We start from the raw sequence: 14,022 nt of genomic DNA on the forward strand, positions 1-14,022 counted from the left end.
CGACGGGTGGGTCGCGCCGGCCGCGGGCTGGGCGGGGTACGGAGCCGCGTAAGGGTTGTACGGGTAGTAGCCCGGGTGGGGGTGAAACACTGTCCCGTACGCGGCCGAGTAGGCCGGGTACGAGCCTGCGCCCTGTGCCGTTGGGTAGCCCGGAGCGGTCGGGTAGGCCTGCGCTGCAGGGTGCCCGGGCGCGGGCAGGTGACCGGCGGATGCAGGCGGCTGGCCTGACGCGGCAGACGGGCCTGGTTCGGCCGCCCGGCCCAGTTCGGCCGCCTGGCCCGCCTCAGTCGCCTGGCCCTGCTCGGCCGGGCGGTCCGGCGCGGCGGAGGCACCCGACGCGAAGGTCTGCCCCTGTGCGGCAGAAGCCTCCGCCGAGTCGGACGAACCCTGCACAGCCGCATAGTCGGAGCTGACGGGCTGCGTGACGCCAGCCGGGGAGGTCTCGGCCGCTGCGTCGCCGGTCGACCCGGCCAGCTCGGCGGGGTCGCCAAGCGTCGGCTGAGCGTCTGTCGCTGCGTCCAGCGCGAGTGTCTCGCCGGGCTGGTCGGCGGCTGGCTCGGGCTAGGGGCGCACCGCGCGGAGTTCGGCTCCTACGTGCGTCAGGCGGCGGCCGAGGTCGTCCAGTTCGCCGGCCAGGCGGTGGAGCGTTGCAGCTTCCGTGGTCATACCGGACAGCCTCGGCGAAACCGCACGATGATCGGATCCGTAGCACTACTCAAGGCTGGACACGAGATGGTCACCGCCGCGGTGCGAGCCGCCCGGAGCTGCCCGGATGCGTGTGCCGTACGTCACGGGCGACAATGGAAGCGTGACTGCCACGTTGAGCGCGCCCACGTTGAAGATCGGCCCCTACCAGGTCGATCCTCCCGTCGTGCTCGCTCCGATGGCGGGGATCACCAACGTGGCGTTCCGGCGGCTCTGCCAGGAGTACGGCGCGGGCATCTACGTGTGCGAGATGATCACCGCTCGCGCGGTCGTCGAGCGGCACCCCGGCACGATGCACATGATGACCTTCGGCGAGCACGAAAAGCCGAGGTCCATGCAGCTCTACGGGGTCGACCCGAAGACGATGGCCGAAGCGGTGCGCATCATCGTCGGCGAAGGCCTCGCCGACCACGTGGATAGCAACTTCGGTTGTCCTGTCGCGAAAGTGACGCGGAAGGGCGGCGGTGCGGCGCTGCCGTTCAAGCGACGGTTGTTCGCGGACATCGTGCGCGAGTCGGCGAAGGCGGCGGCTGAGGGCGGCGTTCCGTTCACCGTGAAGTTCCGCGTCGGCATCGACGATGACCACCACACGTTCCTCGACGCTGGACGCATCGCCGAAGCCGAGGGCGCGGCCGCGGTCAGTTTGCACGCGCGTACTGCCGCGCAGCGCTACTCGGGTCAGGCCGACTGGTCGAAGATCGCCGCGCTGAAGGAGGCGGTCACCAGCATTCCGGTGCTGGGCAACGGCGACATCTTCAGTGCGGACGACGCGCTCCGCATGGTCGCCGAAACCGGCTGCGATGGCGTCGTCGTCGGGCGCGGCTGCCTCGGGCGGCCGTGGCTGTTCGGCGAGTTGGAGGCGGCTTTCCAGGGGCGTGAGGTCCCGGCGGGACCGAACCTCGGCGAGGTCGCGCGCGTCCTGCGGCGGCACACGGAACTCCTAGTCGAACACGACGGCCCGGACAAGGCCATGCGCGACATCCGCAAGCACATGGCCTGGTACCTGATGGGCTTCCCGGTCGGCTCTGAACTCCGCCGCGGCTTCGCGATGGTGACGAGCATGGACCAGCTGGACGACCTGATCGCACAGCTGGACCACGACGCGCCGTTCCCGACCGCCGCGACCGGTCCGCGCGGGCGGCAGGGCTCGCCGGGCAAGGTGACGCTTCCACACGGCTGGCTGGACGACCCCGACGACGACTGCGTCCCCGAAGCGGAAGACATGCACTCCGGCGGCTGACCAGCAACCGCTGGCCGGACGACAGAACACGCCAGAGCGGTCGAGGTCGGGCCTTCCACCGGGGCCGCAGCACTTCGCGGTACCGCCTGATCTACGCAATTCTCACCGACGCGGCCACCCCCGCCACCACGAGACGCTTCCTGCACAGACCCAGTCCGAGCAGGAGTTTCGTGATGACTTTCGCCGTTTCCCGCCGCAGCCGTCGCCGGATCGCTTGGGCCGCCGTCGCGGTGTCCGCCGCCGGTGTCGCGCTGTTCTCCGCCGTGACCTACCTGACCGGCGACCCGACGCTGAGCCGAATTCCGCTCAACCCAGCGATCGCCTTGCACTACCTGACGATCGTGTCGCACGCTCTGCCCGCAAGCCTGGTGCTGCTGATCGGACCGTTCCAGTTCGCCGCGACACTGCGCGCCAGACGGCCGAAACTGCACCGCGTCCTCGGCCGAATCTATGTGGTGAGCATGATCTTCGCCGCGGCCGCCGCACTCGTCGCGGCGACCTTCTCGGTCGATGGCATCTCCACGCAAATCGCCTTCTACCTGCTGGCCGTCGCGTGGCTTTACACGCTCTACCGCGGCTACACCTTCATCCGGCAGGGCCAGATCCAGCTCCACCGCATCTGGATGATCCGCAACTACGCGCTGAGCTTCGCCGCGGTCGTGCTCCGCGGGTTCCTCGGCATCGGCGCGGCGGCGAAGAGCATCTTTCCGACGCTGAGTTTCGCCGACATCTACACGACCAGCGCGTGGGGCTCGATCGTGATCTGCGTCGTGGTCGCGGAGTACTTCGTCATCAACCGCACCGTCGCGCCGCTGGTGCGCAAGCGGCAGGCGGCGGATATCCCGAGCTGACCTGCACAGATAGCACTTGTCCCCAGGTTATCCACAACCCACTGTGGACAACCTGGGGACAACTTGGGTTTCACTGCCTCAGGCGTCGATCTCCTGCGGCGCGCCGCCGACCGTGATCTTGCGCGGCTGGGCCTTCTCGGCGACCGGGATGCGCAGCGTCAGGACGCCGTCGACGTAGTCCGCGGCGATGCGCGTGGTGTCGAGCGTGTCGCCGAGGAACAGCTGGCGCGAGAACTTGCCGCGCGGCCGCTCGGACACCTGGACCTGCGCGTCCTCGACCGCGACGGCAGAGCGCTCGGCGCGAACGGTGAGCACGTTGCGCTCGACGCTCACGTCGATCGAGTCGCGGGCGATCCCCGGGAGGTCGAACTGGACGACGTACTCGTCGCCAGCGCGGTACGCGTCCATCGGGACAGAGCGCGGTGCGGTGCCCTGACCACCGAAGAACTGCTGGGTCAGGCGGTCGAACTGGGCGAACGGGTCGGTCCGGATCAGCATTGTCGAGTCCCCTTTCGGACAACTGCGGTCAGCTGTTCGGGTGCTGACCAAGCCTTACAAAGTTGCCAACGACTGACTCAACTTATTTGTTCCCGAGTAGCTCAGATCACAGTGACAGTGCGAGACGGGCCAAAACTGTCGGTGCCGGTCCGTAGAGTGCGTCTCGTGATCGACCAGCTGACCATCCCGACCGACGCGGGATCCTTCGACGCAATCGCCGCCGGCCCCGAGGACGGCCGCCCGGTTCTGCTGCTGCACGGCTTTCCGCAGGCCGCCGTGGAGTGGGAACACCAGGTGGCGACGCTCGGCGTGCTCGGCTATCGCGCGGTCGCGCCGGACCAGCGCGGCTATTCCCCGGACGTGCGGCCCGAGCGTCCGGCCGAATACGGCATCGCGACGCTGGTGTCCGACGTCGTGGCGATGGCCGACGCGCTCGGCTGGAGCAAGTTCGACCTGGTCGGTCACGACTGGGGCGGCGCGGTCGCGTGGTGGACGGCCGACGAGCACCCAGACCGGCTGCGCAGCCTCACCGTGGTGTCCACACCGCACCCGGGCGCGCTCGCCGAAGCGATGCGCACGGACGAGGACCAGCACCTGCGGTCGGCCTACATGACGGAGTGGCGGCAGACGCCCGCCACCGAGCGGCGCATGCTGGCCGACAACGCCAAGGCGCTGCGCGACATCTTCGACCGGCGCATCCCGCCGAGCAAGATCGACGAGTACGTGCAGCGACTGTCCGAACCGGGCGCGCTCACCGCCGCGCTGAACTGGTATCGAGCCGGGCGTCCGGGCGGGAAGATCGGCAAGATTTCGGTGCCGGCGATGTACGTGTGGTCCACAGAGGACGTCGCCTTCGGTTCCACCGCCGCGCTCGACACGGCGAATTGGTGCACAGGGCCGTATCGGTTCGAGATGCTGGAGGAGGTGTCGCACTGGGTAGCGGAGGAAGCGCCGGAGGCTTTGACCTCGTTGATCGTCGAGCATCTCGGCAACCGGTGATCCCGGGGTCTAGCCCAGGTCATCCGTCTGGTTCGTTCGGCTGGGTGTTCGACGGGCTACGGGTTCGCGCGTTGAGTGAAGATCCGACACTCGATTCGGGCGAAACGGCCACCCGCCTCGCGGTATCGACCGGTAGGTGCGTGGTGTTCAGTATCCGGAGTGGACACCAGCACTGAAGCCGAAACCGAACGCGTCGTCTTCGTGACCGAGGACGGCGTGCCCACCGGGGAAACCGGGCCGAAGCTCGCCAGTCATCACGCGGAGACCCGGCTGCATCTCGCGTTCTCCTGCTATGTCCTGCGCCGTTCGGACAACGCTCTGCTGATCACCCAACGCGCGCCGCACAAGAAGGTGTGGCCGGGGGTGTGGACCAACAGCGTGTGCGGCCATCCGGCTCCCGGCGAGGCTCTGGAGACCGCCGTGCGCCGGCGGGCTTCGTACGAACTCGGGTTGTCCGGGCTCGAAGACCTCGAGTGCGTGCTGCCCACGTACCGCTACCGCACGCCGCCCTTCCAGGGGATCGTGGAGAACGAGTTCTGCCCGGTGTTCGCCGCGTGGACCGAAGTCGATCCGCGGCCGAATCCCGAGGAAGTCGGCGGATGGCGATGGATTTCCTGGGCCGATTACGCACGGTGGATAGAAGATCCGGCGACTGACGCGAGTTACTGGGCGCGTGATCAATTTGCCCAGCTCAAGGACAAAAAGCCCTTCTCGGCTCTCTGAGCGAAGAACTCCGCTGCGTGACATCATCGGAAGTTCGTCGTCCACTTGAGCGAAATTCACCTTCGTACGTACCGATCACTCAAGCCACCGCTCCTTTACGACGAAAACGATGGAGTGGCGGAGGTCAGAGTGTCGGCGGACGACGAACTCGGAACGGGGGAGACGGCGCCAGACCTGCTCACGTTGCACGAGTCCATCGCGGACCTCTTCGCGACGCGTGGCGACTGGCGGCGGGCCTACCAGCACCTTCGCTCCGCCCTCGACATCGCCCGAGCAGGCAGTCTGCGCGATCCACTCACCTCGAGCTACAACCGTCGTTACCTCGACCAGCGACTGCCCGAACTGCCCGCCACGATGGCCGTCGCCCTGGTCGACCTGGACCGGTTCAAGTCCGTGAACGATACGTACGGTCACCTTCTCGGCGACCGCGTCCTCTGCCGGGTCGCCGATCTCCTGCAGGAAGGGCTGCCCGCCGATGCGTTCTGCGCACGGTACGGCGGCGAGGAATTCGCTCTCGTCCTTCCGGGAATCGATCACCGGGGCGCCGTCCGGCTCGCCAACGCCGCACGCCTGCGGGTCGCCTGTCATCCCTGGTCAGAACTCCAGCCGGGCCTGCGGGTCACGATCAGCGTCGGCCTCGCGCACGGCACCGGATCCGGGCCGCGGCAGCTCCACCGGGCCGACAATCTCCTTTACGCCGCGAAGCGGGCAGGACGCAACAAGGTCGCTTTTCACGACCGCGAGACCGCCCAGGTAATTACGCACTCTGAGTAACGCACGTCTGCGATTACTCCATTCACTGAACCCGATCTTCACCTGTTCGTCCGCTTCAGTGCGCCTTAGAGCGACGCATGGTGAAGAAATTCGCGGGAGGGTGTCGTCACGAACGGCGGGTATCCGTACGATAACGAAAAGCTCCCCCGGTACGACGAGTCCTGGGAGACCCGGCGCACCCCGCCGGGTGTTCAAAGGTAAGCCGCCCCAGCCTGGCGCCTGACGTGCGAGAGGAGACCGAGTGCCCGACGAGCGCAACACCCCAGGCACCGGTCGCCATTCCGACACCCCGGCACGTTCCCGCGGCGGACGCCGCCGTTCGATGGACACCCACGGCGGCATCAGCGTGTCCGACGTGGTCGCGCGGCACACCGGCGAGCGGCCCACCTTCGCCGACGACCCCGGGACGCGGCATGCGGAACCGGTGAGCAGGCTCGCGGAACCTGGCTCCCGCCGGGCAGAACCGGGCCGCCGCCGAGCGGACACCGACCGGCCCGCGCCCGGACGGCGACGGGCCGAGCCGGACGCTGGCTATCCGGGATCGAACGGTCTCGCTGGTCTTGCCCCCGAGCCGGGGCGACGGCGGGCGAATGGGCAGGTCAACGGGGCCGGTACCCGGCATGCCGAGCCGGAGGACAGCTCGGAACTGGGCGGCCGAGCGAATGGGAACGGCGCCGGTGGTCGGCACGGCGAGCCCGCGGTGGACGACGGTGGCCGGGCGAACGGGCACAGCAGCCGACACAGCGAACCGGCCGAAGGCGACGCCAGCTCAACCGGACGACGAGCCAACGGCCAAGTCAACGGAGTCAGCAACCGCCACAGCGAACCCGCAGGAGGCGACGCCACCGGGCGACGGACGAATGGGCACGTCAACGGGGTCGGCGGCCGACACGGCGAGCCGGGAGATGACGCCGCACCGGTCGCCGAGCGCGTCAGCGACTGGGAGTCCGCGGGAGGCGAGGCGGGTCCGACCGGCAGGCGGGCGAACGGGATCGGCAACCGGCACGGTGAACCGGCGGGAGACGCTGGGTACGTCAACGGGGCTGGCAACCGGCACAGCGCGCCCGCCGACGACGAGGGCTCCGGCGGTAGACGGGCGAACGGGTTCGGCGGCGGGCCCGTTGGATCGGCGGAGCACGACGCTGACTCGGCTGGTGGTCGGGGGAATGGCAATCGGCACAGCCGGGCGGTCGAGGATGCCGGGCGGGCGGACGGAGCTAGCGACGCTCCTGCACAGGGAGTCCGGGCAAACGGGGTTGGCGATCGGCATCCCGAAGGCATTGCCGTTCCTGGGGACGAACGTGCGAATGGCTTGGGGCGGCGCGGTCCTGCGGACGACAGCGCGCGTCGGGCGGGCAGTCGGCGCGGGGTCTCGGACGTTGAGGGCACCGGAACTGCGCGAGTAGGCGGGCGAGCGCTTCTTGGTGGCGCGGTGCCGGACAGCGGGTCGGTCGAGGATCCTCAGATCGCCGGGCCGGGTGGGCGTCGTGAGGCTGGGGCCTATCGGGCTGAGCGCGGCGACGGGCTTGGCGAGAGCGGACCTGCGGTGCCGCCGAACGGGCGGCGGGCTGGCGACGCGACTCGGCACGCTGCCGACGTACCCGGGCGTCCAGGTGAGGTTCGCGGGGCTGACGGGCTTGATGGTCGTGGTGGACCGGGTGTTCGTCCGGCGGGCGATGCTGAGGCGCGGCTCGCGGAGCCGGGTGGCCGGGTTCGGCCTGGTCCTGGCGAGTCTGGGCGGCCGGGACGTCGCGCGGCCGGCGAGGGCGGCGAGCCGGGGCTGGCTGGGCCTCCCGACGGTGGGCGGCCGGGGGTCGCTGAGCCGGACTTGGGTTCTCCGGAGCCGGGGATGCGGCCTCGGCGTCGGCGGCCGGATGGGCTTCCGCCTCGGCCTCGGCAAGGGGGTGGCGTTCCGGTTTCGCCGGAGCCGCCTGGACCTCGGCGGCCGCACGGTGCCGAAAACACGCTTGGGCAGCGGATGTCCGGACCTGATTCCGGTGGGCATCGGCTGCCTGGGCCGGAGTCGGGCGAACAGATCGCCGGGCAACGCGGACCTGCCGGGCAACGGATGCCCGGGCCGGAATCGGGCGAACAACTCGCCGGGCAACGCGGACCTGCCGGGCAACGGATGCCCGGGCCGGAATCGGGCGAACAACTCGCCGGGCAACGCGGACCTGCCGGGCAACGGATGCCCGGGCCGGAATCGGGCGAACAACTCGCCGGGCAACGCGGACCTGCCGGGCAACGGATGCCCGGGCCGGAATCGGGCGAACAACTCGCCGGGCAACGCGGACCTGCCGGGCAACGGATGCCCGGGCCGGAATCGGGCGAACAACTCGCCGGGCAACGCGGACCTGCCGGGCAACGGATGCCCGGGCCGGAATCGGGCGAACAACCCGCTGGGCAACGCGGCCCCGCCGCGCAGCGGATGCCCGGACCCAACTCCGGGGGCCATCGGCTGCCCGCACCCGAATCAGGCGCACAACCGGCCGGGCAACGGATGCCCGGACCGGAATCGGGCCAGAAGCCCGCTGGACAACGGATGCCCGGACCCGACTCCGGCGGCCACCGACTGCCCACACCCGAACCAGGTGCACAGCGAGGCCCTGCAGGACAGCGGGATTCGGCTGCGCTGAAGATGCCGGGCGGGCTCGAACCCGCCGAGCAGCGGCTGTCTGGGCCGGACTCCGCTGGGCAGCGCGGAACCGCAGGCCCTGGGCCCCGGGTGGCTGGTCCGGCCGGGCGGCGTCCTGGGGTCGACGGGATGCCCGCCAGCGGGGCTGAGGACGAACTCGAGCGGACCCAGTTGAGTGCCGCGCTTGAGCCGGATCGGCTGCGTGGCAAGCCGGACAGCGGGCGCAACGGGCAGGCTCCGCTACCGCGGGGCAACGGGGTGCGCAGGCCGGAGGCTGGGCGTGGCCGGGAGCTTGAGCGGACTCAGCTGGATGGCGAGCGTCCGCAGGTCAGTCCGGTGCCGAAGCGCGGTCCGGAGGCGGTGGGCGAGCGGACGCAGCTCAGTCCGGTTCTGGATGGTGAGCAGCCGCCGATCAGTGCTGCGCTCGCTGGGGATCGGACGCAATTCACGCCGGTCAAGGGAATCGGTCTCGGGGCGAAGAGCCCGGATCCGGAGAGCAGCCCGGCGGCCGACCCTGAACGGACCCAGCTCAGCCCGGCGGCCGACCCTGAACGCACCCAGCTCAGCCCGGCAGCCGACCCCGAGCGCACCCAGCTCAACCAGGCAGCCGACCCTGAGCGGACCCAGCTGAGTCCGGCCGTCGAGGGGGCGAATGGCAAGCGGCCCCGGCGTGCTCCGGCGCGGCCGGCCGCGGCGGTTCGGGCGGAGATGGATCCGCTCACCATGACTGACGAGATGGAGGCGATCGACGAAGCGACTCAGTACCGTCGCAAGATCGACCACAGTCTCGCTCGGTTCTCGGCCGCGCATGACGACGCTGCGGCGGAGGAAGCGAAGCGTCGCGAGCGGCGGGAGCGGCTCACTACCCGTTCGATGGCGTTGTTCGAGCAGACCCGAACCGCGTTGCAGCGGGTCGTTTTGCTGGACAAAGAAGACGAAGAAGAAGAGAAACCGGCGGAAAAGCCGGAGCAAACCAGGCTGCAGGAAAAGAAGCAGCGGCACACCGCGCGCAATATCCGGATCGGCCGGATCGCGTTGATCGTGGTGGTCGTGCTGATCTTCGTCGGCACCGGGGTCGCTTGGGGAGCCGTTACCTGGTTCGACGCCAAATTCGCCCAGGTTTCCGCGCTGGACGAGAACTCGGCTGACATCCAGAACGCCGAGGGGCAGGCCAACGACGAGAACTTCCTCATGGTCGGCTCGGATTCGCGGGACGGGGCGTCGGCCGAGGAAAACGTCGGGGACGCGTCCAACATCCCGGGTGCGCGGTCGGACACGGTGATGGTGGCGCACGTGCCCGCGGACCGGAAACGGGTCGTGGTCGTTTCGTTCCCGCGTGACCTCGAGATCGACCGGCCGGATTGCAATCGGTGGGATCCGGCCAAATCCGCCACGACCGACGAGGTCGTGCCCGCGCAGAAGATCGCCAAGCTCAACACGGCCTACGCGGTCGGCGGGCCGCAATGCATGACGAAGGTGATCCAGAAAGTCACCGGCCTGCGGATCAACCACTTCGTCGGCATCGACTTCAACGGGTTCAAGGAAATGGTCGACGCGGTGCACGGGGTGACCGTGCACAACGAGAAACCGATCGACGACACCACGCTCGGCAAGGTGCTGGCCGAAACCGGCGACGTGACCATTTCCGGTGACCAGGCGCTGAGTTACGTGCGGGCTCGGCACGTCAAGGGCGACCCGACCTCGGACTACGGCCGGATCAAGCGGCAGCAGGCGTTCATCGGCGCGCTGCTCAAGAAGGTCATGTCCTCGGATGTCGTGCTGGATCCAGGAAAACTGTCCGGCTTCATCACCGCTTTCGCGCACGCTACGTTCGGCGACAACCTCGGTGTGCAGCAAATGATGACGCTCGCGCAGTCGATGCGCGGGCTCGATCCGGCCAATATCAACTTCCTGACCATTCCCACCGTCGGCCTGCCGAACAAGCGCGGCAACGAAGTCCTGCTCCAGGAAAAGACCAAGAGCCTCTTCGACGCGTTGCGCGACAACACGCCGCTTCCGGGCAACCAGCCCGCCGGCACCGCGGCCAGCGCGCCGCCGGCCAACGCTGAATCGGGCAAGACTGGCTAGCACTCGGATTCGTTAGGCGGGGTTCATATGCGGTTCACCCAGCGATGCGGTATTCGGACAGTCCACGTCGTAGGGTGTGCTCATGCGTGAGGCCTACCATGTCGAACTCGATCAGCTCGCCGAAAACCTGGCCGCGATGTCGGTCCAGGTTGCCGACGCCATGGAGCGGGCCACCAAAGCACTGCTGGAGGTCGACCTCGGCCTCGCCGAGCAGGTGATCAGCGACGACGCGAAGGTCGACGACGCGCGCGCCGAATGCGAGGAGCAGGCGTACGCGCTGCTGGCGCTGCAGGCCCCGGTCGCCACCGATCTGCGCACCGTGCTCGCCGCCATCCACGCGGCGGAAAGCCTGGAGCGCATGGGAGATCTCGCCCTGCACGTCGCGAAGGCCGCCCGCCGCCGCCACCCCGATCCGGTGCTGCCGGACGCGGTCAAGCCGTACTTCGCCGAGATGGGCCGCGCCGCGGTCGGGCTCGCCCGCCAGGTCGAGGCGGTCATCAAGACCAAGGACGTGTCCGCAGCCAAGGACCTCGAGGCCGAGGACGACCAGGTCGACGACCTGCACCGGCACCTGTTCACCGTGTTGATGGACCGCGAATGGCCGCACGGCGTCGCGTCCGCGGTCGACGTCACGCTGCTCGGCCGGTTTTACGAGCGTTACGCCGACCACGCGGTGTCCGTCGCCAAGCGGATGATTTTCGTGGTCACCGGCCGGATGCCCGGCTACGGCACCGACGACGAGGACCTGACGATCTGACCGGCCACAACGAAAACCGCCACCCGAGGGTGGCGGTTTTTTAGTGCTCGGAAACTAAAAACGGCCGCCCTGGCAAGGAAACCAGGGCGGCCGTCCACAGTGGATCAGCCGAAGCGGCCCGAGATGTAGTCCTCGGTGGCCTTCTCGTCCGGGTTGGAGAAGATCTTCTCCGTGTCGTTCAGCTCGATCAGCCGGCCGGGCTGGCCGACGCCGGCCAGGTTGAAGAACGCGGTCTGGTCCGAAACCCGCGCCGCCTGCTGCATGTTGTGCGTCACGATGACGATCGTGTAGTCCTTCTTCAGCTCGCCGATCAGGTCCTCGATCGCGAGCGTCGAGATCGGGTCGAGCGCCGAACACGGTTCGTCCATCAGGAGCACGTCCGGCTGCACCGCGATCGCCCGCGCGATGCACAGCCGCTGCTGCTGACCGCCGGAAAGGCCGCCGCCCGGCTTGTTCAGCCGGTCCTTGACCTCGTTCCACAGGTTCGCGCCGCGCAGCGCTCGCTCGGCGACCTCGTCGAGCTGCTTGCGGCTCTTCACCCCGCCGAGCCGGAGACCGGCCACCACATTGTCCTTAATGGACATCGTGGGGAACGGGTTCGGCCGCTGGAACACCATGCCGATGGTGCGGCGCACCTGCACCGGGTCCACCGCCGAGGCGTAGATGTCCTCACCGTCGAGCAGCACCTGGCCGTCGACCCGCGCACCGGGAATGACCTCGTGCATCCGGTTCAGCGTGCGCAGCACGGTCGACTTGCCACAGCCCGACGGCCCGATGAACGCGGTCACGTTCCGCGGCGGGACGTTCAGCGTGACGCTGTCCACGGCGTGGAACTTGCCGTAGTAGATGTCCAGGTCTTTGACGTCGATTCGCTTGGCCATGACTCACTTCTTCTTCGGGGCGACGATGCGGGAAAGGACCGTGGCGAGCAGGTTGATCACGGCGATGATGAGCACCAGGGTGAGCGCGGCTCCCCAGATCCGGTCGAAGCCGACGCTGCCGGGGTCCATCGAGTTGGTGGCGCGTTCGTTGTTCATCACCAACGGAAGCGACGCCTGCTCCCCGCTGAAGATGTTCCAGTTGACGTAAGACGTGTACCCGACGAGCACCAGCAGCGGCGCGGTTTCGCCCATCACGCGGGCGAGCGCCATCATGATGCCGCCGAGAATGCCCGACAGCGCCGTCGGAAGCACGATCTTCATGATCGTCTTCCACTTCGGAACGCCCAGCGCGTACGAGGCCTCGCGCAGGTCGTCCGGCACGATCCGCAGCATTTCCTCCGCCGAGCGGACGACCACCGGAATCATCAGCAGCACCAGCGCCAGCGACACCGCGAACCCGCTGCGCGGCAGGCCGAGCGTGGTGACCCACAGCGCGTAAATGAACAGAGCGGCCACAATGGACGGAACACCGGAGAGGATGTCCACCATGAACGTGGTGGCCTTGGCCAGTTTGCCGCGGCCGTACTCGACGAGGTAAATCGCGACCAGCAGGCCGATCGGCACCGAGATGACCGCGCACACCAGCGCCTGCAGCAGGGAGCCGATGATCGCGTGCAGCACGCCGCCGCCGACCTCGTCGCCGAGCACCTGGCCGAAGTCCTGGCCCCACCAGTTGCTGTACGGGATTCGCTTGATGCCGTTGGCGATCACCGTGTACAGCACCCACACCAGCGGGATCACGGCGATCAGGAAGGACAGCCACACCAGGACGGTGGCCACGCCGTTTTTAGCCTTGCGGGCCGCGCTCACCTGCTGGAAAGCCGGTGTGGTCGCGGGCCGTTCGAGGGTGGTCGACATGGTCACTCCCCCTTCTTGCCGACGATCGAGCGGGCGGCGAAGTTGACCAGGAACGTCAGCACGAACAGCACCAGGCCGGCCGCGATGTAGGCACCGGCCGAGGTCGGGTTGTTGAACTCGCTGTAGTTCTGGGCGATCTTCGAGGCGAACGTCGCGCCGCCGTCGAAGAGGCTCCAGTCGAAGTTGCGGCCCTGCGGGATCAGCAGAATCACCGCCAGCGCAATGGTTTCACCGAGCGCACGGCCGAGGCCCAGCATCGACGCACCGACGAAACCGGCTTTGCCGAACGGCAGCACCGTGGTGCGAATGACCTCCCAGCGCGTGGCGCCGAGCGCGAGCGCGCCCTCGACCTGCGCGGTCGGCGTGCGCTCGAAAACCTCGCGGGTAAGGGACGTGATAATCGGCAGGATCATCACCGCCAGCACGATTCCGGCGGTGAAAATGGTGCCGCGCACGTTCGGCGCGATGTTGCCGGGCGCGAAAATCGGAATCCACGAAAACGTGCTGTTCACCCACTGCGAGAACGGCTCGATCGCGGGCGCGAACACGAGAATGCCCCACAGGCCGAAAATGATCGACGGCACCGCGGCGAGCAGATCCACGATGTAGGCGAACGGCCGGGCCAGTTTCGGCGGCGCGTACTGGGTGAGGAACAGCGCGATGCCCAGCGAGATCGGCATCGCGATGACCAGCGCCACCAGCGAGGTCGCCACGGTGACCTCGGCGAGGTCGGCGATGCCGAACGCCATGTTCTTCGGGTCGTTCGTCGACCACCCGTGGTTGAACAGGAAGTTGACCTTGTCCGCCTTCAGCGCCGGAATCGCCTGGATGACCAGGAAAATCCCGATCAGGGCGATCAGGGCGACGACGAAGATCCCGGCCCCGGTGGTCAGGTTCTGGAAGATGCGGTCACCGGCTCGCACCTTCGTCGGCTTCTTCCGCGCGGGCGGCGC

12 protein-coding genes are annotated in these 14,022 nt (G+C 68.4%); 8 read left to right on the forward strand and 4 right to left on the reverse strand.

Annotated features, from left to right (window positions below; all coding sequences use genetic code 11):
* Positions 1 to 772: 772 nt before the first annotated feature.
* Both dusB and RPX00_RS11400 read left to right on the forward strand, forming a co-directional pair.
* Complete coding sequence (gene dusB / locus RPX00_RS11395) at positions 773 to 1,945, forward strand: tRNA dihydrouridine synthase DusB (protein WP_406639481.1); 1,173 nt, start codon at positions 773 to 775, stop codon at positions 1,943 to 1,945.
* Positions 1,946 to 2,118: 173 nt separating this feature from the next.
* A complete protein-coding gene (locus tag RPX00_RS11400) occupies positions 2,119 to 2,796 on the forward strand; it encodes a DUF2306 domain-containing protein (RefSeq protein ID WP_406639482.1) in 678 nt (225 codons plus the stop codon).
* Positions 2,797 to 2,874: 78 nt separating this feature from the next.
* On the opposite strand, the gene RPX00_RS11405 is transcribed toward RPX00_RS11400, so the two are convergent.
* Positions 2,875 to 3,294 (reverse strand): Hsp20/alpha crystallin family protein, encoded by a 420-nt coding sequence (locus RPX00_RS11405; protein ID WP_378303892.1) that lies wholly within the window; start codon positions 3,292 to 3,294, stop codon positions 2,875 to 2,877.
* 165 nt (positions 3,295 to 3,459) lie between these two features.
* Between RPX00_RS11405 and RPX00_RS11410 the strand changes: the two genes are divergently transcribed.
* From RPX00_RS11410 to phoU, 6 genes are all read left to right on the forward strand, one after another.
* A complete protein-coding gene (locus RPX00_RS11410; protein ID WP_406639483.1) occupies positions 3,460 to 4,293 on the forward strand; it encodes an alpha/beta fold hydrolase in 834 nt (277 codons plus the stop codon).
* 159 nt (positions 4,294 to 4,452) lie between these two features.
* Entirely contained in the window at positions 4,453 to 5,016 is a 564-nt protein-coding gene (gene idi / locus RPX00_RS11415; protein ID WP_406639484.1) for an isopentenyl-diphosphate Delta-isomerase, read from the forward strand.
* 114 nt (positions 5,017 to 5,130) lie between these two features.
* Positions 5,131 to 5,790 carry a GGDEF domain-containing protein gene (locus RPX00_RS11420; RefSeq protein ID WP_406639485.1) on the forward strand — a complete coding sequence of 220 codons (660 nt, stop codon included), beginning with the start codon at positions 5,131 to 5,133 and terminating at the stop codon, positions 5,788 to 5,790.
* 1,487 nt (positions 5,791 to 7,277) lie between these two features.
* Complete coding sequence (locus tag RPX00_RS11425) at positions 7,278 to 8,426, forward strand: hypothetical protein (RefSeq protein ID WP_406639486.1); 1,149 nt, start codon at positions 7,278 to 7,280, stop codon at positions 8,424 to 8,426.
* Between the two features lie 707 nt (positions 8,427 to 9,133).
* The gene (locus RPX00_RS11430) at positions 9,134 to 10,513 is read left to right on the forward strand and encodes an LCP family protein (RefSeq protein WP_406642869.1); all 1,380 of its coding nucleotides are present in this window, start codon (positions 9,134 to 9,136) and stop codon (positions 10,511 to 10,513) included.
* A gap of 82 nt (positions 10,514 to 10,595) precedes the next feature.
* The gene (phoU, locus tag RPX00_RS11435; RefSeq protein ID WP_406639487.1) at positions 10,596 to 11,270 is read left to right on the forward strand and encodes a phosphate signaling complex protein PhoU; all 675 of its coding nucleotides are present in this window, start codon (positions 10,596 to 10,598) and stop codon (positions 11,268 to 11,270) included.
* Between the two features lie 104 nt (positions 11,271 to 11,374).
* On the opposite strand, the gene pstB is transcribed toward phoU, so the two are convergent.
* Genes pstB through pstC form a run of 3 tightly spaced genes read right to left on the reverse strand, consistent with a single transcriptional unit; the run spans position 11,375 to position 13,992 of the window.
* Positions 11,375 to 12,151: a phosphate ABC transporter ATP-binding protein PstB gene (pstB, locus tag RPX00_RS11440; RefSeq protein ID WP_009084706.1), complete on the reverse strand. Its 777-nt coding sequence runs from the start codon at positions 12,149 to 12,151 to the stop codon at positions 11,375 to 11,377.
* A 3-nt stretch (positions 12,152 to 12,154) separates the two neighbouring features.
* On the reverse strand, positions 12,155 to 13,069 hold the full coding sequence (pstA, locus tag RPX00_RS11445; RefSeq protein ID WP_406639488.1) for a phosphate ABC transporter permease PstA: 915 nt from the start codon (positions 13,067 to 13,069) through the stop codon (positions 12,155 to 12,157).
* A 2-nt stretch (positions 13,070 to 13,071) separates the two neighbouring features.
* Complete coding sequence (gene pstC / locus RPX00_RS11450; protein ID WP_406642871.1) at positions 13,072 to 13,992, reverse strand: phosphate ABC transporter permease subunit PstC; 921 nt, start codon at positions 13,990 to 13,992, stop codon at positions 13,072 to 13,074.
* Positions 13,993 to 14,022: the final 30 nt, after the last annotated feature.

This window comes from Amycolatopsis sp. WGS_07, assembly GCF_045278895.1.
In the GTDB taxonomy this organism is placed as follows: Bacteria; Actinomycetota; Actinomycetes; order Mycobacteriales; family Pseudonocardiaceae; genus Amycolatopsis.

Coding starts and splice junctions, on each gene's coding strand:
- pstB (WP_009084706.1), bottom strand. CDS start 12,151: ATGGCCAAGCGAATCGACGTCAAAGACCTGGACATCTACTACGGCAAG.
- pstA (WP_406639488.1), bottom strand. CDS start 13,069: ATGTCGACCACCCTCGAACGGCCCGCGACCACACCGGCTTTCCAGCAG.
- RPX00_RS11430 (WP_406642869.1), top strand. CDS start 9,134: ATGGATCCGCTCACCATGACTGACGAGATGGAGGCGATCGACGAAGCG.
- dusB (WP_406639481.1), top strand. CDS start 773: ATGCGTGTGCCGTACGTCACGGGCGACAATGGAAGCGTGACTGCCACG.
- phoU (WP_406639487.1), top strand. CDS start 10,596: ATGCGTGAGGCCTACCATGTCGAACTCGATCAGCTCGCCGAAAACCTG.
- RPX00_RS11400 (WP_406639482.1), top strand. CDS start 2,119: ATGACTTTCGCCGTTTCCCGCCGCAGCCGTCGCCGGATCGCTTGGGCC.
- RPX00_RS11405 (WP_378303892.1), bottom strand. CDS start 3,294: ATGCTGATCCGGACCGACCCGTTCGCCCAGTTCGACCGCCTGACCCAG.